The following is a 24,154-nucleotide window of genomic DNA, read 5'->3' on the forward strand; positions in this document are numbered from 1 at the left end:
AGCGTGCGGCGACTAACGTGCGCCGACGCGGTGCGGCGGCCGATGGCTTGTCCGCTCCGGAAGTCCCGCGAGCGCGCGCTGTCCCTCGGTCAGCAGCGCCGCCACCGGGCCGGGCTCACGTAGCCGGTCGATCCGCTCGGTGATGCCCTTCCGCCAGTTCCTCCAGCGAAAGCGCGACTCCACCTTCCGGTAGGCCGCCAGGTGCTCCCGGGCCGGCTGCGGCGCTCCGCTGAGCGTGTAGCCCTGGTCGAGCAGGCGCTCCCCCAGCACCGACTCGCACAGCCCGATCTCCCACGGCTCCAGCCGCTCGGCCCAGGTGCCCGACCGTTCCGTGGTCACCTCCGAGCGGGTGTTGACATGCCAGGTCTTGCGATCCGGCACGACGTCCGCGACCCGGTACGGCTCTCGCATCGCGGGGTGGTACTCCTCGCCGATGAAGGCGCACAGCCGGGTCAGCGCGTGCTCCGGATCGGCGGTCAGCTCCTCGTACCGCAGCTCGTGGTAGCTGTCGGGTGCGAACTTCCGCGCCGCCCGCCGCCCGAGGTCGATCGCCTCGGCCCAGCGGTGCGCCGCGTGGTAGACGTCCTCGCCGAACCACGGCATCTCCTTGAGCGAGGCCACGCAGTCCCGGCCGTCCCTGATCAGGTGGATGATCTGGGCGTCGGGGAACATGGCCAGGATCTCGTCGAGATGGCGGATGTACGGCGGCCGCTTGTCGCCCCAGCGGGGCTTGTCGAACCGCTCGGCGAACATTTGGTAGACAAGGCCGACGACCGAGCCGAGGCTGCCCGGCCCCTCAATGGCCCGTGTGATGTACGTGTCGCGGTCGACGCCCAGGTCTTCGAACTGGGTGCGGTTCCCGTCGACGATCCACTCGGCGAGCTTGCGCCTGTTGGCGGCCTGCCGCATGTCGCCGTACTTGTGGCGCCTGTTGTAGGCGTGGACGACGATGCGGGTCTCCGGCGGCACGGCCAGCCGCGGATGGGCGTGCAACATCAGTTGGAGGAGGGTGGTACCCGAGCGCGGGCACCCTACAACGAAGATCGGCCGTTCAGACAAGAACCTTCTCCCTTTCCCTTACCGACACAGCGCGGGGCACCTCTCTGCTCGCCAGCCAGGCTCGGTAGATGAGGATGCACTCGAACGCCAGCAGCAACGCGCCGACCAGCGCGGACGTCCACAGCCAGGCCACGGCGCCGAGGACCGGACCGATCACGAAGACCGCGGCGTGGAACTCGATGCCGCTGATCAGGTGCGAGCGGACGCGATGCGCCACGAGGAACCTGCGGACGCGGTCGTACCAGGGGAACTGCGCGCGGAAACCTCTCTGCAGGTCGACCAGCTCCCGGCCGTCCTCGTCGCCGGTCCGCTCGAAGTCGCGCCGCACCTGCTCGGTGCTGCTTCCGGGGGCGGCGCCGAGCAGCTCGTCCATGAAGACGCACTCGGCGCCCGCGCTCTCTCTGGCGGCCGCCCGCGTGCTGTCCCGGACCCGCTTGAGCTGCGGGCCGTTGATGTAGCGGAACAGGTCGAGAACGACCACCGCGGCGCCGGCCAGTACGTAGACAATGTCACCGGTCCGCGCGTACAGGGCGGACGCGATGCCGAACGAGCAGCAGAGGACTCTGATGCGGTCGCCTACGTAGTCCAGCCAGAGCCCGAACGGTGTCCCGGTGCCCTTCAGCCGAGCGATCTTGCCGTCCATGCAGTCGACGGTGAAGCTCACGAAGAACAGAACCGCACCCGCGATCAGCAACTCCTGCGCGAAGCAGACGGCCGAGGTGAGGCCGAGCACCATGGACAGGCGGGTCAGCCCGTTCGGCGTGATCGAGGTGTGATTGGCCACCAGCAGCGCGAGCCGGCAGGCGATCGGATCGACCAGGAAGACGGTCCACCACGAGTCCCTGGGCTTACGCACTGCCAGCACATCGTCCAGCGTGAAGCGTCCCATGCACGCAAGCATGACTACGGGGAGTAGCCAGGCACATGCGACTCGGTGCTAGGGAGGTCAACTCGTTGCCAGTTCTTGACTCTCCCACCGACCTCGTCAAAGCGTCCGGCGAGCGCGAGTGACATCGGTTACAGTCCTGTATCCGGGGGGAGATCATGCCGGTTGGAACGCTGTATCAACGGCTACGAAAGCGCCTGGTCGCCGGGGGAACCACACCGGACACCGCGCTGATCAGGGAGGACGCGAGCCCGCTACAGGCTCAGCGGGAGACCTTCGGGCTGGTGTGCTCGGCGCTCGCGGGCGCCGGCGTGCCGTACTTCTGCGTGCGCCCGCCGCGGGGAAGGCCGCCCGCGGTGGCGGTCCCCGAGACCCACCGGTCAGAGGCGCTGTCAGCTCTGGCCCGCTGCGGCCGGCCGCTCCTCGCCGGGCGGCAGCCGTACGGCAGGCGGGGCGAGCGGTCGGCGGAGGTGGGCGAGATGCGCCCGCTCCGCCGCGCCGGGACGCTGGAGAACGCCCGGGTCGTGCGGCTCGCGCTCTACTTCACCAGCCCGTCGCACACCCTCACGCTGGGCGCCGAGTACGGCTGCGACCTGGAGTTCTGGTCGCCCGAGGGCGACACGCTGGTGGCGCCGCGTCCCAATCGGTCGTGCGACGTCGTGCCCCTGCACGGGGAGACGGTCCAGGGCGGCGAGGAGCTGTTCAACAACCTCGTCTCGCCGTCACGGAGCATCGGCGGCTATCCCACGCGGCCGGAGTTCACCCGCCGTCTGGTCGACGACATCGACTTCCCGATCGACGCGGTCTACACGTGGGTGGACGGTTCCGATCCGGCCTGGCGCGCCCGCAGGGACCTGGCGCTGACCGGCGGGCTCAGCGAGCTCGCCACGACCGACGCCCGTTTCGTCAGCAGGGACGAGCTGCGCTACTCGCTGCGCTCGCTCCTGACGTACGCGCCCTGGGTGAACCGGGTGTGGGTGGTCACCGACGGGCAGCGGCCTCCCTGGCTGAACACCTCGGACCCGCTCATCTCGGTCGTGGACCACAAGGAGATCTTCAGCGACCCGTCCGTGCTGCCGGTGTTCAACTCGCACGCGATCGAGACGCAGCTGCACCACATCGACGGGCTGTCCGAGCAGTTCCTTTACCTGAACGACGACTTCTTCCTTGGGCGGCCGCTGCCGGCGCACACGTTCTTCGAGGGGAACGGGATGCCGCACTTCTTCCCGAGCATCGTGCACGTGCCGTTCGGCTCTCCGGCGGACGAGGAATCCCCGGTCCACGCGGCCGGCATGAACAACCGGCGGATCCTGGAAGACCTGTCCGGACGGACGCTCACCCAGAAGATGAAGCACGTCCCCTACGCCCTGCGCCGCTCCCTCATGTACGAGGTCGAGGAACGCTTCGCCGAGGACTTCACGGCGACGGCGCGCGGCGCGTTCCGCAAGTCCAGTGATATCTCGGTCGTGTCGTCACTCATTCATTACTACGGCTACCTGACCGGGCGGGCGGCGCCCGGCATGATCGAGTACACCTACGTCGATCTGGCGCTGGAGGAGACCCCGGCCAAGCTGCGCCGCATGCTGGCCAAGCGCAAGCACGACGCCTTCTGCCTCAACGACACCGCGCCGACCACCGAGGAGCAGGACGCGCTGCTGATGCGCTTCCTGGAGGCGTACTACCCGACGCCGAACTCGTTCGAGCTGTCCTGATTCCGGAAGCGGGCCACCGCGAGTCCGCCGGAGACCCAGTGTCCGGTGCATTCGAAGGACGCGGGGAACAGGTCGTCCCCCCAGCCGGTGGCCTGCATCTTCGTGGCGTAGCCGACCACCCATAGCGTCCCTACGCCGTCCAGGCGCGCGGCCTGGGCGCGGCGGCCCACATCCTGTCCGGAGAAGCTGCCGTCATGCTCGGGTGACCTGCGCAGCAGCACGTCGTCCAGGCGGTCGAAGATCCCGGGATAGACGAGGGTGTATTTGCGCGCCAGGCCGGGGGCGAAGGCGACCGCGTCGCCGGGCCGCGCCGCGCTTTTCAGCACCGCCATGAGGGGGTCGGGGTTGTCCTGCCGCCCGTCCGGCCCCCGGGTCGTGAGGTGACCGGGGACCGCCAGCGCGATCCCGGCCGCGAGCAGCGGCACCGCGAACCGGCGCGGCAGCGCGGCGAGCCCGGCTCCGGCCAGCAGGGCGGCGGCGGGGACGCAGCACAGCACATAGCGGAAGACGAAGAGCGGGTGGACCGCCCACGACACGGCCAGCAGCGTGAGCGGGGCCACCAGCAGCCAGGGCAGCGCCAGCCGGGCGATCGCGCCGCACCGGGTGAGCCCGTACAGCGCGAGCAGGAGGACCAGCGGCGCGATCCCCGGCCATGCCGAGTCCGTGACGCCCACGTCACCGAAGATCCCGATGGCGAGCAGCCGCAGGTCCTCCGGGGCGGGAGGCCGGATCCAGCCGACCTGTGCGCTCTGCTCCGAGGAGAACCACGCCAGCGGCAGGACGGCCGCCAGCGCCAGTGCCGCCGCCCCGAGCCAGCGCCCGATCACTCCCCGCGCGTCCGGCAGCGCGGACCGGCGGCGTCCCCGCCACGCCTCCGCGAGGACGTACACGCCGTGCCCGCCGGCGACCAGGAAGGCGAACAGGTTCAGGTAGGCCAGCCCGGCCAGGGCCGTGCCGTACAGGAGGAAGCAGCGCCAGGAGGGCGCGCGGACCGCGCGCACGAGCAGCAGGGTCACCCCGACGGTCCCGGCCATCGTGATCCCGTACGGCCGGCCTTCCTGGACGTAGCGGGAGAAGATCGGCATCACCGCCAGAAGCAGCCCGCCGTACAGGCCGGCGCGGGGGTTGCCCAGGGAGCGGCCGAGGACGGCGAGCCCGCTCGCGGCCAGCACGCCGCCGAGGACCGAGGGCAGGCGCAGGGCGACATCGCCGGTGCCGAAGAGCCCGACCACGACGTGCATGAGCGCGTAGTAGGCGCTGTGGACCGCGTCCACCCTGGCCAGCAGGTCCAGCATCTCGGACGGCGTACGGGTGACCGCGCTGATGGTGGCCGCCTCGTCCCGCCAGATCGGCGGGCCGTCCAGGCGCCACAGCCCCACGGCCAGGGCCACCAGGCCGGGCAGGCCGGGGAGCAGGCGGCCGGCGCCGCCGCGGAGGCGCGGAAGCGGGAGGGGGCGCGCGAGCGCGCCGGTCGGTGACAGGCTCATCACGACTCCTTAAGCAGGAAGACCCGGAACCTCGGCCGGCGGGGAGCCGTCGTTCGGCCCCCGGCCTTGGGACCGTGGGAGGACATCAGGACAGCATCCGGTCGACGACGCGTTCCGAGGCGTGTCCGTCGTCGTAGGGGCAGAACCGCACCGCGAAGTCCCGGTAGGCCGCCGCCGCGAGGCCGTGGCGACCTCCGCGCTGCCCGTGCTGCCCGTGCTGCCCGTACTGCGCGTACTGCGCGTACTGCGCGTACTGCGCGTACTCCGCAGGTTCCACGGGCTCTGCGGGCTGCACGTGCCGCAGCGCCTCGCCGACCACGTCGGCGACCTCGTCCGACGTGCGGACGATCGGGCCGGGGGCCTCCTGCTCGAAGTCGAGGTAGAAACCCCGGACCTGGTCGCGGTATCGCTCCAGGTCGTAGGCGAAGAAGACCATCGGCCTTCCGGTGCAGGCGAAATCGAACATCGCCGACGAGTAGTCGGTGACGAGCACGTCCGTGGCGGCCAGCAGGTCCGCCATGTCGGGAAATCTGGAGACATCGACAGCGCGCCCGCCGAGCGCTTCTCCGGCGGCCTCCGGGCTCGCCGGGCCTCCGAGCGGTCCCCTGCCGGCATCCAGGAGCGGCGTGGGCATCGCCATCCGCCCGGCCATCAGGTAGTGGGACCGGACCAGCAGGACGCTGTCCTCGCCGAGCGCCTCGGCGACCCGCCCGGCGTCCAGCGTCAGGCGGGCGCGCCCCCGGCGCGCGTGCTCGTCGTCGCGCCAGGTCGGCGCGTAGAGGACCACGCGCGTGCCGTCGGGGATACCGAGGTCCCGGCGCACCCGGCGGCCGTGGCTCGGCCGCAGCAGCACGTCGTTGCGCGGGTAACCCGACTCCAGGACCTCGCCCTCGTACCCGAAGGCCTGGCGCAGGATCGGCGTGGAGAACGGGTTCGGCGACACGAGCAGGTCCCACATCGCGGCGTAGCGGTCGAGCCCCTCGTAGATGTCGCGGCTGGCCAGCGGCTTTCCCTTGACGTCGCGGCCCAGGCGCTTGAGCGGGGTGCCGTGCCAGGTCTGCACGAACATCTGGTCCGGCCGGGCGGCGTACCAGGACGGCTGCGTCCGCCGGTTGGCGACGACGAAGCGGCTGGTCCCGAGCGCCTCCTCGTGCTCGCGGGAGCCGTACAGGACCGTACGGACCCCCTCGGGGACGGCGAACTGACCGTCCCTGGTGACCCAGATCAGGTCCAGGCCGAGGTCGCGCCGCTGGAACTCCTCCGAGATCGCCCGGGGGTTGCAGGAGTACTGGCCGCCGCCGTAGCTGTCGAACAGCACCACGTCCCTGATCCGGGCGCGATGGTGGCGCCGCGTGCCGCGGAGCCTCCGCAGGGCGTACCTGCCGCGCTCGTCCGGGCGCAGCGCCGGCCGGACCAGCAGTCTCAGCTCCCCGCCGAGACCGGGCAGGAAGGAGATCCGGTGCACCGGCGTCGTATGCGGCTCCGGCGGCGCGGCGAGCAGCTCCGGGCCGAGCACGAGCGGCTCGTCGCCGAGGAGGACGCGCCATCGCCCGCTGCGCACGGGAAGGCCGTCCGCGGTTGCTCCGATCGTCGCGGCGAAGCGCCGGCCCGACCACGCGACGTGCCACGCGTGCCGCTCGCCCGAGCCCCAGTCCGCGAGCAGGAGGGCGGCCGGGTTCGTACGGCCGTCGCCCTCCCCGGTCAGGACCAGCTCGTGCGCGTCCGTCCACCGGACGCTGGTGATCATGGGACCGTCAGCGCCGCCGGACGCGGAACCGGCCGAGCCGGTGGTGAGGACGAGGCCGCCCTCCCGGGTGAGGGACACCTGGAGGTGCCCCACCCGGAAGGCGCGCTCCCCCGCGTCCTGGTGCACGGCCGCGCGCTCGGCGCGCGTGACGCCGCGCGTGGACACGCGGGCGTGCAGCGTCCACGACCCCTCGGTGATCCAGGCCGGATCGACCTCGGCGACGAACCCGGACCTGTCGTGGGAGACGGCGGACTGGCGGGAGTCGGCGGTCACGTCGGGCCGCTCGGCGCGGTGCGCCTTGAGCGGGACCCGCCGGTCGTCGGATCCGAGCCAGACCTCGGTTTCGCAGAGACCGCTGTCCACGCGGGAGAGGTACGCGTGCCCGGTGATCCGCAGGAGCCCGCCGGTCGGGCGTACGTCGTCGACCATGGCGTGGACCCGCAGCTCCCGCCCGGCCTCGTAGATCTCGTCGGGGACGCGGGGATCGCCGCGGAAGGGGTAGTCGAAGTACCAGCGCGGGTCGCGCAGGCCGCGCCGTACGACGCCGTGATCGTCGATCTCCGTGCGCGCGAACCGCTGGACGACCGCCAGCTCCTTGGCCATGCCGCCGCGTACGAGGTGGATCTGGAGCCGCTGGATCGCGGGCAGCTCGTCGGCCACGGCGGGGTGAAGCGCGTCGATGGACGTCCGCGCGCTCTCGAACAGCCTCCTCGCGACCCCCGCCCGCGCCGTGGCGAGCATGTCGAGGAGGAGCGGGAACTCCGTCTCGGCGATGTGCTGGTCGTGCCGCCGCCGCAGCTTGCGCGCGCGTGTGGCCAGGAACGCCGACACCGTCGCGGCCGACGCGAGCGACCGGGCGACGCGCTCGGGGTCACCCCGGCGGTCGCGCGCCGAACCCGGCCGCGAGCGCCACAGGTAGACGACGTCGCTGAGCACGTCGGTCGCGGCCGACAGGACGTGCGCGAGGATCGCTACCGGCGCGTCCTGGTACAGCCCCACGGGGAAGGTGAAGCCGTGCGCGTCCCAGAACGACCGGCGGAACACCTTGTTCGTGACGTGCCGGTCCCGGAGCAGGTCGCGGTTGGCCCTGACGTGGGTGCGCGGCACGGTCGTGCGGAACCCGGGGGCGACGACGCGCGACTTGACCGTCCCGTCCCGCCGCACCCGGGTCACCGCTCCGCAGGCCAGGTCGGATCCGGTCTCGTCGAGCGTCTCCACCATGGTCCGGTACGCGTCCGCGGGGACCATGTCGTCGCCGTCCGCGAACGCGAGGTAGGCGCCGGCGGCGCGGGCGATCCCGGCGTCGCGGGCCGGCCCGGCTCCCCTCTTCGGCCCGCTGATCAGCGTGAACCTGGGGTCGGCGGCGGCGACCGCCCTGGCGATGGACGGCCCGCCGTCCGTGGATCCGTCGTCCACGAGGATGTACTCGACGTCCGTGAGCGTCTGCGCGCGCAGCGAGGCGAGGCACTGCTCGAAGTGCTCCTCCACGTCGTGGAACGGAACGATCACCGAGAGTCTGGGAGCCGTACGCACGCGGCCAGAATGCCCGTGACCATCCGGCGGGGCCGCGCAGACGTCGTCCGCCTTACCGTGGCTTGGGTCATCCTTGACCTGACTGTGCGGGCTCCTGTGCTCGTTCTTGTTCCTGCTCCTGTGCCCGCTCCGCCGTCGCCCCGAAGATCTGGTCGACCACCCGGCGGGCGGCCAGGCCGTCGTCCAGCGGGCAGAACTTCGCCACGAAGTCGTGGTACAGCCCGGCGTACTTCGCGGAGACCTCGCCGACGTGCTCGATCGCCTCGACGACCTCGTCCGTGGTGGTCAGCAGCGGGCCGGGCACCTCCGCCTCGTAGTCGAAGGGGAACCGGTCCGCCCACTCCTCGACGTCGTACGCGAAGAACAGCATGGGACGGCCGGTCGACGCGAAGTCGAACATGGCCGAGGAGTAGTCCGTGACGAGGACGTCCGCGAGCGGATAGAGCTCCCGCACGTCGGGATGGGCGGACACGTCGTAGGCGAAGTCGCCGACGGGGTCCCCGGGGGCGACCACCGGAGCCTGGGCGGCGAGCGAGGGATGCCTGCGCACGAGCACGACGTGGTCGTCCCCCAGGGCCGCCCGCATCCGTTCCAGGTCGAGTCGCGGCTTCTCCCGAGCGGTTCGCCGGGCCGGGGCGTAAAGGATCACCTTCCGTCCCTCGGGCAGGCCGAGCCTGCGGGCGGCCTCGGCGGCGGCCACGTCCCGGCCGGGGCTCCTGAGGAAGTCGCCGCGCGGCAGGCCGGTCTCCAGGATCTCCCCGCCGAAGCCGAGGGCGGCCCGCAGCAGGGGCGTACAGCTCGGGCCGGGCGAGAGCAGGTGGCTCCACCGGCCCGCCTCGTGCTCGCCGCGGACGGGGACGCAGCCGTGCCGGGTCTGCAGCACCGTCTGACCGGGACGCCGTTCGAACCACGAGGGCAGGTGGTCGTCCACGACGATGTACCGGCAGCGCGCCAGCGCCTCGTAGTACTCCCGCCCGGCCGTCCGGACCGGCTCGACACCGGCGGGCAGCGCGACCTGTCCGTCCCGGACGTTCCAGAGGAACCCGAGGTCCGCGCCCCGGTCCCTGAGCTCCTCGTAGACGGCCCGAGGGCTGCCGGAGAACCGCCTCCCGCCGTGGCTGCTGAAGAACACCTCGGGGCGCAGCGGGCGGTCCCGCATCGCGGGATACACCTCCTGGCGCAGGGTGCGCTGCGCCTTCTTGCCCCGCTCGCTCGCCGCCAGGTCGGCGCCCACCGTCAGCACCGCGCGTCCTGTGCCGTCGGCGGCGAGCTCGAACCTGCGCCGCGCGGTCTCCAGCACCATCGGGAAGTCCGGTTCGAACTCCACCGGTAGGTCGCGCCCTCCTGCTCGTACGGCCAGGCCGTACCGGCCCTTGGGCAGGGGCAGCGGGCCGGCCGGGGTGTCCACGCCCTCGGGCGCGAGCAGGCCGCCGAACCGGGTGCCCGCCCCGTCCATCGGGACCAGCCGCTCGACGGACCGGTCCGAAGAGGTGATCACGAGGGTTCGCGCCCCGTCGTACGGCTCGGCGAACTCGCCCTCGACCAGGAGTTCGCCCCCGGCCAGCCACTCGGCGTACTCGGCGAAGGCGGCGGCGGCCTGGTCCCTGAGCACGAGCTCGCCGGAAGGTTCGCGCAGCACGACGATCTCCCGGTCGGCGCAGCCGAACCGCTGCGGGGCCAGACCGTCGGCGACGGTCACCGGCGTCACCGCCCCGCCCGCCCGGTCCATCGTGGCCCGCCACTCCACGGGCTGGTCCAGCAGCCCGGCCTCGGGGCCGTCGAAGCGGAGCCGGCGCGCCGGGCGAAGGTCGGCCAGGTCCACCTCGACCTCGAAGGTCCGGCCGTCCGTGGTGACGGGCCGGGCCAGCGGGACCCCGCCGGGCTCGCGCGTCAGGCGCAGCACCGGCTGCGGGCCCAGCTCCCCCACCACCTCGCCGTGCAGGAGGAGGCGACCGTCGCGTACGGCCTGGCCGGTCACGCGGGCCACCTCGGTCTCCACCCGCAGGGCGAGCACGCCCCCCTCGGTCAGCGACGGCGTGACGTATCCGCGAGATCCCAGGCTCCGGGCCCCCGCCTGCTCGACGAAGGCGGCGTCGGGGTCGGCCAGCGGCCCGCGCCGCATGAGGCCACGGTGGATCAGATGCAGCTCGATCCGCCACCGCGTGCCGCCGTCGCTCGCGTCGCCGAGACGCCGGGGGTCGATGACGAGCCGGAACCCGCCCCAGTCGCGCCGCCCGCGCGGCCTGCCCTGCTTCGTGGAGACGGCCGTACGGATGACGGTGGCGGGGACGCGGACCCGGCGGCCGGTCCGCTCCTGGACGAGGGTCGCGAAGACCTGCTGGTGGAAGCGCCTGGTCGGCCGGAGGTGGCGGAGCGTCGCCCGCCCCTCGACGGCCAGCCTGCCGTCCTCCCACCGGACCTGGTCGATCCTGGTCACCGGCGACAGCTCGCCGCGCAGCCGCGAGATCTCGGCCGGGATGTCACGCCGGTTCAGGAGCGGAGTGTCGAGGTAGTGGCCGCGCAGCCGCCGCACCACCTGATCGCCGGGCCGTACCCGCTTCTCCCAGGCCATGACCTCCAGCAGGTCGGCGAGCCGCCGTTCGCCGACCAGGTGCCACTTGAGCCGCCGGGCGGTGGGCAGTCCGGCGACGACGGACGGCGCGACGCCCTCCAGGTACGCCCCGGCGAGATCGAGGAACCGGTCCCGGAAGGTGTCCGGCGCCGTGTCCATGATGTCCAGGAAGTTGACCAGGTCGTGGTCGAGCACCACGTGGTCCCAGGCGGGGATGTGCTCCTCAAGGCCGTGCTCCGCCAGGAAGCGGCGGACCGACGCCACCGCGCTGAACCGGTCCTCGACGCCCTTGACGTGGGTCTTCTCCTGGGTGATCGAGGGCCGGTCGCCGTCACGCTCGCGCCACAGGTAGACCGGCGCGGGCAGCACGTCCACCGAGCGGGCCAGGAAGTGGCCGGTCAGCGCCACCGAGGTGTCCTCGTACAGCACGCCCTCGGGGAAGCCGAAGCCGTGCGCGTCCCAGAACGAGCGGCGCCACAGCTTGTTGGTGACCAGCCGGTCCTTCAGGAGCGCGGGCCGCGCGCTGACGTGGGTCGCGGACGCGGGCTCGGCGAAGACCTCCCGGTGCATCGCGGACGGCCGGGCCCCGCGCGCGTTGAACCGCCGGACGTTTCCGGTGGCCAGGTCGGAGCCGGTCCTCCGGAGCCCGGCCAGCAGGTACTCCACGGCGTGGAGCGGCAGCAGGTCGTCGCCATCCAAGAAGCAGACGAACTCGCCGGTCGCGTGCCGCAGTCCGGTGTTGCGCGCCGCGCCCAGCCCCGCGTTGGCCTGCCGTACCAGCCGGAACCGGGGGTCGCGCTCGGCGAAGCGCCGGGCGACGCCGAGGCCGCCGTCGGTCGAGCCGTCGTCCACCATGACGGCCTCCAGGTCGTGCCACGTCTGCGCGGCGACCGACTCCAGGCAGGCCGCGAGGTACTGTTCCACGTCGTAGATCGGGATGATGACGCTCACGCGAGGCACGGGCGGATCCTTCGAGGTCGTCGGGAATCGCCGGACGATGACCGGAAATATCGGGATAGGTGTCGGCGGGTGGCTGCCTTCGGCGGCCGCTCAGCCGATGCGCGCCCTCCTGCGCACGACGCTGCCGAGCCGCCGCAAGACGGTCCCCCGGCCGGTCGTCACCGAGAGCCGCACGGCGGCCGTCGCGTTCTCCGCCACCGTCAGCGGGAGCGCCGTCTCGGAGCCGAACCGGTCGCGGGCGATCAGGCGCAGGACGCTGTCTCCCGGCGGCAGGTCGTCGCCCACGAAGTCGCACGACCAGGCGAAGCGCCCGGGCTTGGCCCTGGTGACCCGGATCCGCCGCCGCAGGACCGTGTCGCCGAGCTGGAGCAGCAGGTCGGGCCGCTCCTCTCCGGGTACGGCGAGCAGGCCCGGGGCGTTGACGTGCCCGTCCACCCTGATCAGTGCGCCTTCCCCCGCCACCCCGATCCTGGAGATCACCGCGGAGAGCGGCCGGACCATGAGCAGGTCGCCGAACCGGTCCAGCTCCGGGACGTCGAGGTAGACGCGCCCGGAAAGGACGCGCAGCGCGGCGGACGACACCGGCCTCCTGATCAGTTCCGGGTCGCCGCGGTAGGCGCCGACCGCGCGCAGCCCGCCACCGAGGCTGGTCACGAACTCGGCCACCACCTCGGGCGCGATCTCCTTGAGCAGGACCGACATCCGGTGGGCGAACCCGGCCAGCTCCTCGTCACCGAGCGCGGAGGCCGCCCTCCGCGTGTAATGGAGCTGCATGTAGCCCGTCCAGCGCACGACGGCCCGGCGCACGGCGGGCGGCTGATCGGCCAGACCGCCGACGAGCCGCTCGATGACCGCGAGATGCTGCTCGATCCGTTCGGGACGGCCCCGCGAGTCCATGCTCGAGGAACCGTCGTCCCTGCTGCGGTAGCGGTAACAGAGCCGATCGGTCAGGACCAGGCGCCGTGCCCCGAGCAGCAGCGAGAGCGTGAACAGCACGTCCTCGAACGCCGTTCCCTCGGAGAACCTCGCCCCCTTGGCGGTCACCAGCTCCCGGCGGAAGATCTTGTTGCACGCGGACGGGTTCCCGACGATGTCCGGGGCCTCGGCCACCGAGCCGACGACCCGCTCGCCGGCGACCAGCTCGCGCCGCCACGCCGGGCTCGGCCCGGGCGGCATGCCCCGCATGTCGCCGATCACCACGTCCGCGTCGTGCCGTACGGCCAAGGCGAGCAACGCGTCCAGGCCGCCTTCGGCGTACAGGTCGTCGGAGTCGAGGAAGGCGAGGTAGCGGCCGGAGGCCAGTGCCATCCCGCGGTTGCGCGCCGCGCCGAGCCCCGCGTTCTCCTGCCGGACGAGGCGGACGGAGGGACGGCTCCCTGCGTACGCCTCGGCGATCGCGCCCGAGCCGTCGGCCGACCCGTCGTCGACGATGACGACCTCGATCCGGCCGCGGCATTCCTGGGCGTCGAGTGAGGCGAGGGCGTCCGGCAGCCATCTGGCGGTGTCGTGTACCGGCACGATGACACTGATCTCGGGAACACCGACCGCGGGGAGGCCTACCTCGCGGGCACCGATCCGGGAGTCGCTCATCGGGGAGGCGGTGATCTCGGGGGCGGTCACGACCGCCCCCGCCCCGACGCGGCCCACGGCATCCGAAGCTCGACCGGGCGGGCGACCCGGCGCATCACCGGCCGCGCCACGCGTCGCATCAGGATCCGCGTGACGCGGCGGCTCGCGTGCCGCCATCTCCTGCGCGTCGCCTGGCCGCGCGTCGCCTGCCTGCGCCACCGGTTCGCGCGGTCCTGCAGCACCAGCGACCTCGCCCGGCACTTCTCCAGCTCGGCCTGGAGCCGCTCGGGGCTGACCGTCGTGGCGGACTCGGACCGCACGATGCCCCACTTCTCGCCGACGTCCCAGAGCGTGCCGAACACTTCATGGATCACGTCGTCGAGGTCCTCGCCGGGCTCGGCCACCAGGCGCGCCCGGCTCAGCGCCGCCGTGCGCTCCAGCCGCGCGTGAACGACCTCGTCCCGCTCGTCGAGGGCGAGCGAGAGCACGCCCAGGGTGTTCCTGTCGGCGAACGCGACCAGGCGGCCCAGCGCAGCCTGCCCGGGCACCCACCCCGCCGGGCAGTGAAACCGGAACGGGGTCGGGAAGCAGGACTCGGGCAGGTCCTCGGTGAGCGTGACCCTGGGATCTCCCTCGTACCCCGCGCCGATCAGCCGCAGATCCAGGTCGGAGTCGTCGAGCGGCGCGCGGCGGCCGTCGCCGAGCCGACTCCACGGCCCGGTTATCCGTACGGACACGTCGGGGGTCCAGCTCGCCAGCAGGCCGTCGACCGTCGCCCTGACCTCTTCGAGGGACGCGTCCCGCGCGTCCACGACGGCCTCGACGTACGGCACTCGGTAGCCGCGGCCGGGACTCCTGCGCAGCCAGCGGAAGCTCGGCACGCGCTCGCCGAGGTAGGGCCAGTTGTGCCGCTTCACCTCCGGCTCGCGGCGCATGACGGTGGAGCCGCCGAGATGCCAGGCGCGCGCGGCGCGGTCCGGGACGAAGACGGCGCCTGCCTGGGCGAGCCGGTAGCCCAGCTCGGTGTCCTCACCCAGCGGCAGCGACTCGTCCATGCCGCCGACCGCCCGGAGCAGCTCGGCCGGGAGCGACGAGGTGGCGCCGACGTGGACCGAGAAGGCGTCCACCCCGGCGGTCCGCAGATCGGAGGTCCGGCTCCAGCGTTTCTCCGTCCACTGCGGCGTGCTGTCCTCCTCGTGGACCAGCTTGGCCACCGCCCCCGCCTCGGCGGCGACCAGGACCTCGCTGGCCGACAGCTCGGACGGGTCGGTCTCGACGGACCTCGGGTGGCCGAGCACCACGAGGTATCCGGCGAGATGGTGCCAGCGCATGTGCGCCTCGATGTGCTCGTGGAAGAGCACCAGGTCGTCGTCGAGCCAGTGGACAACGTCGCCCTCGGCCGCGGCCGCGCCCAGGTTGCAGGCGTACGCCTTGCCCCAGCGCCCCGCCTCCGGGCGGATCAGCCGGGTGCGCTCGGGCCGGATCACGGGGAGCCAGGCCATCGGCCGCTCGCCGTCGTCCACGACGATCACTTCGAGCAGGTGGCGGGGGTAGGTCTGGGCGGCCAGGCTGGCCAGTGTCAGGGGAAGGGTCTCGCCGGAGCCGCTGGTCGGGATCACCACGCTCACCGAGAGGCGGGGCGTCCACTCGCCCAGCTCGGGAACGTCCTCGATGACTCCGTGGTCGTTGGCCGGGATGCGCGGCTGCCGGGTCGGGGATGTCACGGTTCCTGCCTCCAGTAGCCCACATGGGGCGTCGAAGCGCTTTCCATCAGGTGGTTGAAATGGAGCCCGCGCCACTGCTCCTGGTACGACTTCAGAAACGCCTGGACGGGGTGTCTCCAGGTGTGCGCCCGGGAGTGGCGCCGGCGCAGTACATAGTTGAGGCCGTGGGTCCGGTAGATCCGCCCTCCGGCGGCCTCCACCGACTCCAGGAGCTGCCCGTCCTCCGTGGTCGCGATGGGGCGGAAGCCGCCGACGGTCTCGAACATCTCGCGGGTGACCAGGATGGTCCCGCCCGCGACCAGCGACGTGAACCGTTCGGTGCCGAGACGGCGGCGGACGGTGGTGTTGATCGGCTCCAGGTAGACGAACTCCGCGGCGGCTCCGACCAGCTCGGCTCCCGAGTACAACTGGGCGAGCAGGAGATCGGCGAGATGGTCCGGGCCGTACCAGTCGTCGTCGTCCACCTTGGCGAGGAAGGACCCGGAGGCGACGGCGGCCATGCGGTTCAGCAGCTCTCCGAACGGCACCCCGGCCGCCGCCTCGACGAGGGTGATCCGCAGCGACGAGTCGGCGATGGCCCCCTGGACGCCCGCCTCCCTGGCGGAGAACCCGTGCAGCCCCAGGATGACCTCGGCGCGTACCCCGCGCTGCCGTTCCATCTGCTCCAGGGCGAAGGGGACCATGTCCTTGCGGCGAGTGCACAGCAGGACGGAGACGGGCGGCTCGTGGGGCAGGGACAGGCCGGCGGAGACGGCGATGTTCCGCCAGCGGGGGATCGCGCCGTGCGTCCTCAGCGCGGCCCGGCGCAGGCGCACACTGATCTCCTCGCGCCGCAGCTCGGACGTCAGCTCGTCCTCGCCCACGGTCGCGAGTACGTCGGAGAGCTCCGCGCCGAGGGCCGGGTCACCGATCCCGTCGCCTCCCATGATCACGGGGATGCCGGCGGCGGCGAGCCCCGCCACGATCCTCGCCCGGACCAGGCCGGCCGCCTCCACGCCCTGGACCGCCACGCCGACGACGTCGCGGAGCCGGGCGACGTCGACGTCCGTCAGCTCGCCGGAAGCGGGCAGCCGGACGAGTTCGTCGAGCCCGCTGGTGATCGAGAAGCCGCCCGCCCGGCCGGCCAGCGTTGCGACCGGTCCCCTGGCGTTCTGCCGGAAGCCGATGGGGTTGACGACGGTCTCGTCCACCGGCGGGAGCAGGTCGGGGTGGGCGGGACCGTCCAGCGCGGACGTCAGCGGCGTCCGGTCCGCCACCGGAATACGCCCGTCGGGCCACGGCCGAGCCGGGTGTTCGGTGACGCGAAGCACGAGATCACAGCCCGGCGCGTCCCGCCGGTCGGCCACCGGCCCTCCGACGCCGGTCAGGACCACGTTCGGGTCGCCGGGCCGCCAGCCGAAGGCGCCCTCGCCCGCCAGTCCGACCACCGGCTGCGCCATGTGCCGCCGCCCCCCGAGCATGCCGTACAGGATGTGGGCGAGGACCTCACCTCCGGGAACCGGCCCGGAGAACGCCGCCTCGATGTGCCAGCCGCGCCTCCGCCGCACGATCCGCAGGTCGGCCAGGAGGTGCCAGGCGGCGCTCTGCCCCGCGACAGGGAGCGGCTGGGCGGCCCACGGCGGCGCCTCCGCGATGAGGACGCACACCCGCGTGGCGTCCGGGACCAGCGCGCCGAACGGCATCGCCCGGCGCAGGTCCGCCGGAGTCCTGGCCGCGATGACGGCGCGCTCGACAGCCTCCTGGGGCGGAGACTCGCCGGGGTCGGCGCCGTCCAGGACGGTCCAGGGACCGTCGAAGTCCTCGCACACGCGGCCGAGCAGGGCCGGGTGGGATCCGAACCCGACACAGCCTCCCCAGGTCGCGCTCACCCGGCTCTCCAGAGCGGGGTGACGCCGTTCCGCGCCCTCAGGCGGGTGGGGGCGAGCTCGACCACCGTGCACCGTCGATTCAGGACCACGGGTGTCCACCACCTCCAGGAGTGCCGCTTTTCGTCGTCGTGACACCCGAGCCAGCATCGCGAAGCGAACTCCGGGATCGACTGTTTACCTCCCAACCTTGGGGCAACATTTACCGCTGCTGGAGGTGGCGAATAACCGAGTGATTACGCGCGCCTCCCGGCGGGCGCGGGAAATACCCGGATATTCGCGAGTGAGAAACGGCGCGTCACGGCCTAATGCGGCGGGCGGCACGGATGAATGCGAGGCGCCGCACCTACGGCGAATGCGATCAGGATGTGCGGCGTTCAGGCGGCGGCGTTCAGGGGGCGGCGAAAACGGGCACACGGCGGCGTTTCCGCCCACGGCGACAAAGCTGGACGCGACCGCGACAGCGGGACCGGGCGATGCGACGGCGGGGCCGGGCGTCCCGGGTTCCGCGGGTCGCCGGGCCTTGCCCGGGAGCGCCGGTAGGGCCGTAAGCATCACCGAGGATGTCGTCGATGGGCGCTGTCGACGGATGCTGTCGACGGATACAGCCATGCTCGCGGCATAGCTGCCTAATGGTCGCGTTCCGGCCGGCCCGCGATGGAATCTCACCACTCGGATTCGCCCTGGATCAGGGGGAGATTTCGCATGTGAACCGGGGTTGTACGGGGTTCCCGTCCTTCGCGCGCTTGGTGCCCTTCAAGGGAATTCTCAGCTGGACACGTTACGATGCCGCCTTACAAACCCCCGAGGAGCACCACCATGGCATCGCATCGATTTGGCATCCCTCTTGCCGCCATATGTGCGCTGACGCTGTCCGCGTCCCTCGCCTCCCCCGCCCAGGCCCAGGTTCAGACCCAGAGCCGGGCACAGGCGCAGGCGCAGGCGCAGCGGGCCGCGGATCCGTACTGCGTGACGCACAAATGCATCGCGCTCACCTTCGACGACGGTCCGGCCGAGTACACGAACGACCTGTTGAAGGTACTCAAGAAATACAAGGCGAAGGCGACGTTCTTCCTGATCGGCAATCGGGTGAAGAAGCACCCCAAGCTGACCAAGAACATCGCCAAGGACGGCCACGAGCTGGGCAACCACACCTGGGACCACAAGTATCTGACTGACCTCGAGTACAAGGCCATTTACGACGAGGTGAAGAAGACCCAGGACATCATCAAGAAGACGACCGGCAAGGCGCCGGTTCTCTTCCGCGCCCCCGGCGGACTGATCAACGAGGGCGCGCGCACGATCATCGCGAAGTTCGGCATGATCCAGATCCCGGGCACGGTATCCACGCAGGACTACATCAAGGACTACCGCGACGTCGAGTTCTTGACCGGGCGGGCGCTCGACATCGCGAACCAGGACGAGGTCGTGCTGATGCACGAGACCGTCAAGCAGACCATCGAGTCCATGTCCGCGGTGCTGGAGGACCTGACCAGCCAGGGCTACTCGTTCGTGACGGTCTCCAAGCTGCTCGAAGGCCAGGAGCTCACCCCGGGAGGGAGCTACCCTGAACAGCTTCCGCTGAGCGGCGACTGATCCTTCTGCCGAGGCGCTGCGTCGGGGACTCCACGAAACGGTGCGTCAGCCAGCTCAGGCCGAGCACCGCCCCGACGTAGCCCACGGCCAGCGCCACCTGCTCTCCGATCCGTAGCCGGGTCAGGTCGTGCACGGCGGCGTTGAGCCACCGCAGCAGCGGATGGTGCAGGAGATAGACCGGGTAGCTGACCAGGCCCAGCCAGGTCAGCGCCCGCGGCAGGGAGCGGCCGCGCAGCGCCATCCCCGCCGCGAACGTCGCGCCGGCGAGTGCCATCGTGGTGATCCACACGTCCGGCTGGACCCACCACCAGCCCGCCTGGATCGACCACACCGGGGCGACCGCCACCAGCACCGTCGCTGTGATCACCGGCGCGAGGCCGCCCGACCCGTTCTCCCAGCGATGGAGCGCCGTCCCGGTGAACATGACGGCAAGGATCGCCAGACCGAACCACGGAACGTAGCTGCCGAAGACCAGCAGGACAAGCGCCATCGCCCCCAGCGCGTACGCCGCGGTGGTTCGGAACCGGCCCGAGATCAGGCAGACCAGGCCCACGACGAAGGCGACGCCCGAGACGAGTGCGGGCCAGGGACCGGGCAGCAGCGGCGCGGACAGCATGAGGCCGGCGCCGACGGCCACGAGACCGAACGCGACGGCCACGACACCGCTGCGCCGGTGCGCTCCGCGCACGAAGAGCGCGGTGACGATCAGGTAGAACACCATCTCGTACGACAGGGTCCACATGGGGTCGGCCAGGCCGCCGGTGTGGACGACGTCGAGCAGCATCGAGACGTGCGCCGCCACCGCCGAGGCATGGCGCGGCACCTGCTCGCGGACCGGCACCCAGATCGCGGCCACCAGGACCAGCGCGATCACCAGCAGGTAGAGCGGGTACAGCCGGAACAGCCTGCTGATCCAGAAGGCGCGCACGTCGCCCCTGCGCTCCAGCGACGCCGGGATGATGTATCCGCTGACGAGGAAGAACACCAGCACGCCGTACATGCCGAGGTTGAACCAGTACGGCCGGAGAGCGGGCAGCAGCCACGGCAGCATGTGCTCCGCCACCACCGCCATCGCGCCGAGACCGCGCAGGGCGTCCAACCACGCCATGCGGTTGGAGACGGCCTGCGGGACGACGAGAGACGGGGTGACGGTCACCCGCGCCAAAATACCGCCCGAATCGCCGCGAAATAGCCCGATTTCTACTTCGAGGACGAATCCGGACTACTGCCGCAACAGGTCAATATCCTGCGGTCGGGGAGATCTGCGCGACAGCGCGCCCACCGTGAGTTTCACATTGCGCCCGCACGGTGAGCCCGGGATCACTCCCACTCGATGGTGCCGGGCGGCTTGCTGGTGACGTCGACGACGACGCGGTTGATCTCGCGGACCTCGTTGGTGATGCGGGTGGAGATCCGCCCGAGCACGTCGTACGGCACGCGTGCCCAGTCGGCGGTCATCGCGTCCTCGGAGGTGACCGGCCGGAGGACGACCGGGTGGCCGTAGGTGCGGCCGTCGCCCTGGACGCCGACCGACCGGACGTCGGCGAGCAGCACCACCGGGCACTGCCAGATCTCGCGGTCGAGACCGGCGCGGGACATCTCCTCGCGGGCGATCGCGTCGGCCTCGCGCAGGATGTCGAGCCGCTCGCGGGTGACCTCGCCGATGATCCGGATGCCAAGGCCGGGGCCGGGGAACGGCTGCCGCCACACCATCGCGGCGGGCAGGCCGAGCTCCTCGCCGGCCCGCCTGACCTCGTCCTTGAACAGGGTGCGCAACGGCTCGACCAGGTCGAACCGCAGGTCGTCGGGCAGGCCGCCGACGTTGTGGTGGGACTTGATGTTGGCCGTGCCCGTGCCGCCGCCGGACTCGACGACGTCGGGGTAGAGCGTGCCCTGGACGAGGAAGTCGACCGGGCCGTCGGCGAGGATCGCGCGCTGCTCGTCCTCGAAGACCCGGATGAACTCGCGGCCGATGATCTTGCGCTTCTCCTCGGGGTCGACGACCCCGGACAGCGCCTTGAGGAACCGCTCCTCGGCGTCCACGACGCGAAGCTTCACGCCGGTCGCGGCGACGAAGTCACGCTCGACCTGCTCGGCCTCCCCCTTGCGCAGCAGGCCGTGGTCGACGAACACGCAGGTCAGCCGGTCGCCGATGGCCCGCTGGACGATCGCGGCGGCGACCGCGGAGTCCACCCCGCCGGACAGCGCGCAGATGGCCCGGCCGTCGCCGACCTGCTCACGGACGGCGGCGATGGCGTCGTCGACGATGTTGAGCATGGTCCACGAGGGGCGGCAGCCCGCCGCGTCCAGGAAGTGCTGAAGGACGACCTGGCCGTGCTGGGAGTGGAGCACCTCGGGGTGGAACTGCACGCCGTAGAAACCGCGCTCGGCGTGCTCGAAGCCCGCGACCGGGGTGTCGGCGGTCGAGGCGGTCACCATGAACCCCTCGGGCGCGGCCACGACCGAGTCGCCGTGCGACATCCAGACCTGCTGGACCGGCGGGAGGCCGGCGAAGAGCGCGCCCTCCTTGAGGACGTTGAGCTCGGTGCCGCCGAACTCGGCCGAGCCGGTCTTGGCGACCTCGCCGCCCAGCGCCCGCGCCATCGCCTGGAAGCCGTAGCAGATGCCGAAGGTCGGCACCCCGGTCTCGAACAGCCCGTCCGGGACCGCCGGGGCGCCCTCGGCGTACACCGACGAGGGGCCGCCGGACAGGATGATCGCCTTCGGCTTCTTGGCCATCATCTCCGAGACCGGCATCGTGCACGGCACGATCTCGGAGTAGACATGGCACTCACGCACCCGCCGTGCGATCAGCTGCGCGTACTGCGCGCCGAAGTCGACGACAAGCACCGTGTCGAACTCAGACACCGGAAGGACCCCCAAAGGCTGCGAGCGGTATGCCCAGTCTATCGGCGGCCTTCCGGAGCACCGCCCATCCGCCGTTCGCCGCCAGCGGAGGATCGTCCCTGCTGGATACGGGTGTCCAGCGTTCTACGCGGGGTGTACGGCCAGGGCCGGGTAGTCGGTGTAACCCCGGTGGTCGCCGCCGAAGGCCGTGGTGAAGTCGGGCTCGTTGAGCGGTGCGCCGAGCCGGAGGCGGAGCGGGAGGTCGGGGTTGGCCAGGAACGCCGAGCCGATCGCGACCAGGTCGGCGCCCCACTCCAGCCAGCGGGCGGCGGTGGCGGCGGGGTCACCGGCCCCCGGGTCGTTGACGATGAGGGTGTTCGGCCACAGCTCGCGGATCCGCCGGGTGAGGTCGTCGCCGCCGGTCGCCATCACGTGCAGGTAGGCCAGATCCAGCTCGGCGAGCGCGGAGACCAGCGCCGGGTACACCTCGTTCGCGTCCTCCTCGACCAGGTCCTGGGCACCGTTGGCGGGCGAGAGCCGGATGCCGACCCGGGACGCGCCGATCGCCTCCACGGCCGCCTGGGCGGTCTCCACGGCGAGCCGGATCCGGCCGTCCACGGACTTGCCGAAACGGTCGTCGCGCAGGTTGGCGTTCTGGGACAGGAACTGGTGGATGAGATAGCCGTTGGCACCGTGCAGCTCGACCCCGTCGAACCCGGCGTCCACGGCCCTGCGCGCGGCGTCCGCGAAGTCCTGGACGGTCGCCTCCACCTCGGCGGTGGACAGCTCCACGGGGAGCGGATAGTCCTGCATGCCGTTGGGCGTGAAGATCTGCCCGGCGGGCCGTACGGCGGAGGGGGCGACGGGCAGCGCGCCGGTGTTGTCGGGGTGGCCGACCCGGCCGGCGTGCATGAGCTGGGCGAAGATCCGGCCGCCCGCCGCGTGGACGGCGCCGGTCACCTCGCGCCATCCGGCCACCTGTTCGTCGGTGTGCAGTCCAGGGGTGTTCACGTACCCCTTGCCGGCCTGGCTCGGCTGGACACCCTCGGTGATGATCAGCCCAGCCGAGGCGCGCTGGGCGTAGTAGAGCGCGTTCAGGGAGGAGGGGATCCCGTCCACGTCGGAGCGTGAGCGCGTCATGGGCGCCATGGCGAGACGGTTCGGCAGCGGCAGGCCGGCGAGTTCGTACGACGAGAACAGCATGGGCGGCATTCCTTTCTTGGCTGACCAACTTGTGCAACCAAGAAATACTTCTACATCTTGGCCGACCAATATGCAAGATGTAGGCTGATCACCAGAGGAGGCCGACATGGCGGAGCCGGTGATTGACGACGCGACCACGTGGTCTGAGTCACACGACGAGGATCTCGACGGGCTGAGCTGCCGGATGGCCAAGGCGGCGCTGGGCCATCGGGTCCTGCTCGCCGGCCTCCTGGCCGAGATCGATCTCTACCCCGGCCAGGATCGGGCGCTGATCGCCCTCTGGGAACACGGCCCGCAGTCGCAGAACAAGCTGGCCACACTGCTCGGCATCGACGTCTCCACGATGACGAGAAGCCTGCAGCGTCTGGAACGGAGCGGGTTCGTGAGCCGAATGCCGTGCCCCTCCAACCGGCGCATCAGCATAGTGAGCACGACGCCGAAGGGCGACGCCCTGCGGCCCGACGTCTACCGCGTCATGGCGGAGGTCCACCGGCGCATGGTCCAGGGGCTGACGCCGGAGCAGGTCGCGACGCTGTGCTCGCTGCTCGACGTGGTCCGGGACAACCTTTGCGGCGAGCTCGGCTCCTGCGTCCAGTGACCCCGGAGTCGCGGAGCGGCGTCACGGGGAGAACGGCCTGTTTTGAGTTCAGATCATGTGGCGGGCGCGAGGCTGCGGACCGCCCCGTCAAATGCCCCAAAGGGCATGCCCCAGTCCGCCCGGCCGTTGTTGATCCCCCACACGGGGGAGCCGGTTTGGCGCCCCTGGGGGAGGTTCCGGGCCCGGGGCCGCGTCAGGCTCAGCAACATGACCTCGATGGAGTCCCCCAAGGCCGTGTGGTTCGGGATCGCTGCACTGGCTCCCTACATCCTGATGAAGACCTACTGGGCGTTCGGCGGGAACGCCGGCCGGCCAGCCGGTGATCTCGGCGACGGGATGCGCGCCAATGGCGCGCCCGAGGCGCTGGTGTGGATGGAGCAGCACGGGATCGACTTCACCGTGCTCGGCGCCCTCGGCGGGGTGCTGCTGCTGACGGCGCTGGCCCGGCCCTGGGGCGAGCGGCTGCCGCGCTGGGCGCTGCTCGTCCCGGGCTGGGCGGGCGCGCTGTTCCTCACGCCCTACGGTTTCGCCACCTTGATCGCCTCGGCCGTCGGCTTCACGGTCGGCGATGCCGAAGGCTGGTCTCCTTGGGTCGGCTACGTGGGCGGACTCGCCTTCGCCGGCCTCGGCCTCTCACTCGCCCTCTGCACCCGCTCCTACCAGCGCCGTACCCGCCCCACGGCTGTCCTCGCCCACTCCTGAGCATCCTCGCTCCGTCCATCCACGGAGGAAGTTCCGCGAGCCACCATCCGGCATGTTCGTGAAAGCTGGCACTGGCGCGCCGTCGCGTGAGTGC

The 24,154-nt window shown here is 71.6% G+C and carries 15 protein-coding genes; 4 read left to right on the forward strand and 11 right to left on the reverse strand.

Annotation, left to right across the window (positions count from 1 at the left end; genetic code table 11):
- Window positions 1–12 precede the first annotated feature (12 nt).
- Window positions 13–1,059, reverse strand: coding sequence for a sulfotransferase family protein (locus tag QSK17_RS01600; protein ID WP_285702531.1), 1,047 nt, complete (start codon window positions 1,057–1,059; stop codon window positions 13–15).
- Window positions 1,052–1,948: a CDP-alcohol phosphatidyltransferase family protein gene (locus QSK17_RS01605; protein ID WP_285702532.1), complete on the reverse strand. Its 897-nt coding sequence runs from the start codon at window positions 1,946–1,948 to the stop codon at window positions 1,052–1,054. The genes QSK17_RS01600 and QSK17_RS01605 overlap by 8 nt, the downstream gene beginning before the upstream one ends.
- Window positions 1,949–2,103: 155 nt before the next feature.
- Between QSK17_RS01605 and QSK17_RS01610 the strand changes: the two genes are divergently transcribed.
- Entirely contained in the window at window positions 2,104–3,657 is a 1,554-nt protein-coding gene (locus tag QSK17_RS01610; RefSeq protein WP_285702533.1) for a stealth family protein, read from the forward strand.
- Here the strand turns inward: QSK17_RS01610 and QSK17_RS01615 are convergent.
- From QSK17_RS01615 to QSK17_RS01640, 6 genes are all read right to left on the reverse strand, one after another.
- Complete coding sequence (locus QSK17_RS01615) at window positions 3,624–5,144, reverse strand: glycosyltransferase family 39 protein (RefSeq protein ID WP_285702534.1); 1,521 nt, start codon at window positions 5,142–5,144, stop codon at window positions 3,624–3,626. The genes QSK17_RS01610 and QSK17_RS01615 overlap by 34 nt on opposite strands.
- Window positions 5,145–5,229: 85 nt before the next feature.
- Entirely contained in the window at window positions 5,230–8,424 is a 3,195-nt protein-coding gene (locus QSK17_RS01620) for a bifunctional glycosyltransferase/CDP-glycerol:glycerophosphate glycerophosphotransferase (RefSeq protein ID WP_285702535.1), read from the reverse strand.
- A 67-nt stretch (window positions 8,425–8,491) separates the two neighbouring features.
- The gene (locus QSK17_RS01625; protein WP_285702536.1) at window positions 8,492–11,956 is read right to left on the reverse strand and encodes a bifunctional glycosyltransferase/CDP-glycerol:glycerophosphate glycerophosphotransferase; all 3,465 of its coding nucleotides are present in this window, start codon (window positions 11,954–11,956) and stop codon (window positions 8,492–8,494) included.
- A 90-nt stretch (window positions 11,957–12,046) separates the two neighbouring features.
- A complete protein-coding gene (locus QSK17_RS01630) occupies window positions 12,047–13,603 on the reverse strand; it encodes a glycosyltransferase (protein ID WP_285702537.1) in 1,557 nt (518 codons plus the stop codon).
- On the reverse strand, window positions 13,573–15,249 hold the full coding sequence (locus tag QSK17_RS01635; protein WP_285702538.1) for a glycosyltransferase: 1,677 nt from the start codon (window positions 15,247–15,249) through the stop codon (window positions 13,573–13,575). Before QSK17_RS01635 ends, QSK17_RS01630 begins: the two co-directional genes overlap by 31 nt.
- A complete protein-coding gene (locus tag QSK17_RS01640; RefSeq protein WP_285702539.1) occupies window positions 15,246–17,117 on the reverse strand; it encodes a glycosyltransferase family protein in 1,872 nt (623 codons plus the stop codon). Before QSK17_RS01640 ends, QSK17_RS01635 begins: the two co-directional genes overlap by 4 nt.
- Window positions 17,118–17,933: 816 nt before the next feature.
- Here QSK17_RS01640 and QSK17_RS01645 point away from each other — a divergent pair.
- Window positions 17,934–18,710, forward strand: coding sequence for a polysaccharide deacetylase family protein (locus QSK17_RS01645; protein ID WP_285702540.1), 777 nt, complete (start codon window positions 17,934–17,936; stop codon window positions 18,708–18,710).
- Here QSK17_RS01645 and QSK17_RS01650 read toward each other — a convergent pair.
- The 3 genes from QSK17_RS01650 to QSK17_RS01660 form a co-directional block, all read right to left on the reverse strand.
- A complete protein-coding gene (locus QSK17_RS01650) occupies window positions 18,661–19,866 on the reverse strand; it encodes an acyltransferase family protein (RefSeq protein WP_285702541.1) in 1,206 nt (401 codons plus the stop codon). The genes QSK17_RS01645 and QSK17_RS01650 overlap by 50 nt on opposite strands.
- Window positions 19,867–20,030: 164 nt before the next feature.
- Window positions 20,031–21,593, reverse strand: coding sequence for a glutamine-hydrolyzing GMP synthase (gene guaA / locus QSK17_RS01655; RefSeq protein WP_502889114.1), 1,563 nt, complete (start codon window positions 21,591–21,593; stop codon window positions 20,031–20,033).
- Between the two features lie 108 nt (window positions 21,594–21,701).
- On the reverse strand, window positions 21,702–22,760 hold the full coding sequence (locus QSK17_RS01660) for an alkene reductase (RefSeq protein WP_285702543.1): 1,059 nt from the start codon (window positions 22,758–22,760) through the stop codon (window positions 21,702–21,704).
- A gap of 106 nt (window positions 22,761–22,866) precedes the next feature.
- Between QSK17_RS01660 and QSK17_RS01665 the strand changes: the two genes are divergently transcribed.
- Window positions 22,867–23,358, forward strand: a complete 492-nt coding sequence (locus QSK17_RS01665) for a MarR family winged helix-turn-helix transcriptional regulator (RefSeq protein ID WP_285702544.1) — start codon at window positions 22,867–22,869, stop codon at window positions 23,356–23,358.
- Window positions 23,359–23,565: 207 nt separating this feature from the next.
- Window positions 23,566–24,060, forward strand: a complete 495-nt coding sequence (locus tag QSK17_RS01670) for a hypothetical protein (RefSeq protein ID WP_285702545.1) — start codon at window positions 23,566–23,568, stop codon at window positions 24,058–24,060.
- Window positions 24,061–24,154: the final 94 nt, after the last annotated feature.

Origin of the sequence: Microtetraspora sp. NBRC 16547, assembly GCF_030268965.1 — a bacterium.
Taxonomy (GTDB): domain Bacteria; phylum Actinomycetota; class Actinomycetes; order Streptosporangiales; family Streptosporangiaceae; genus Microtetraspora.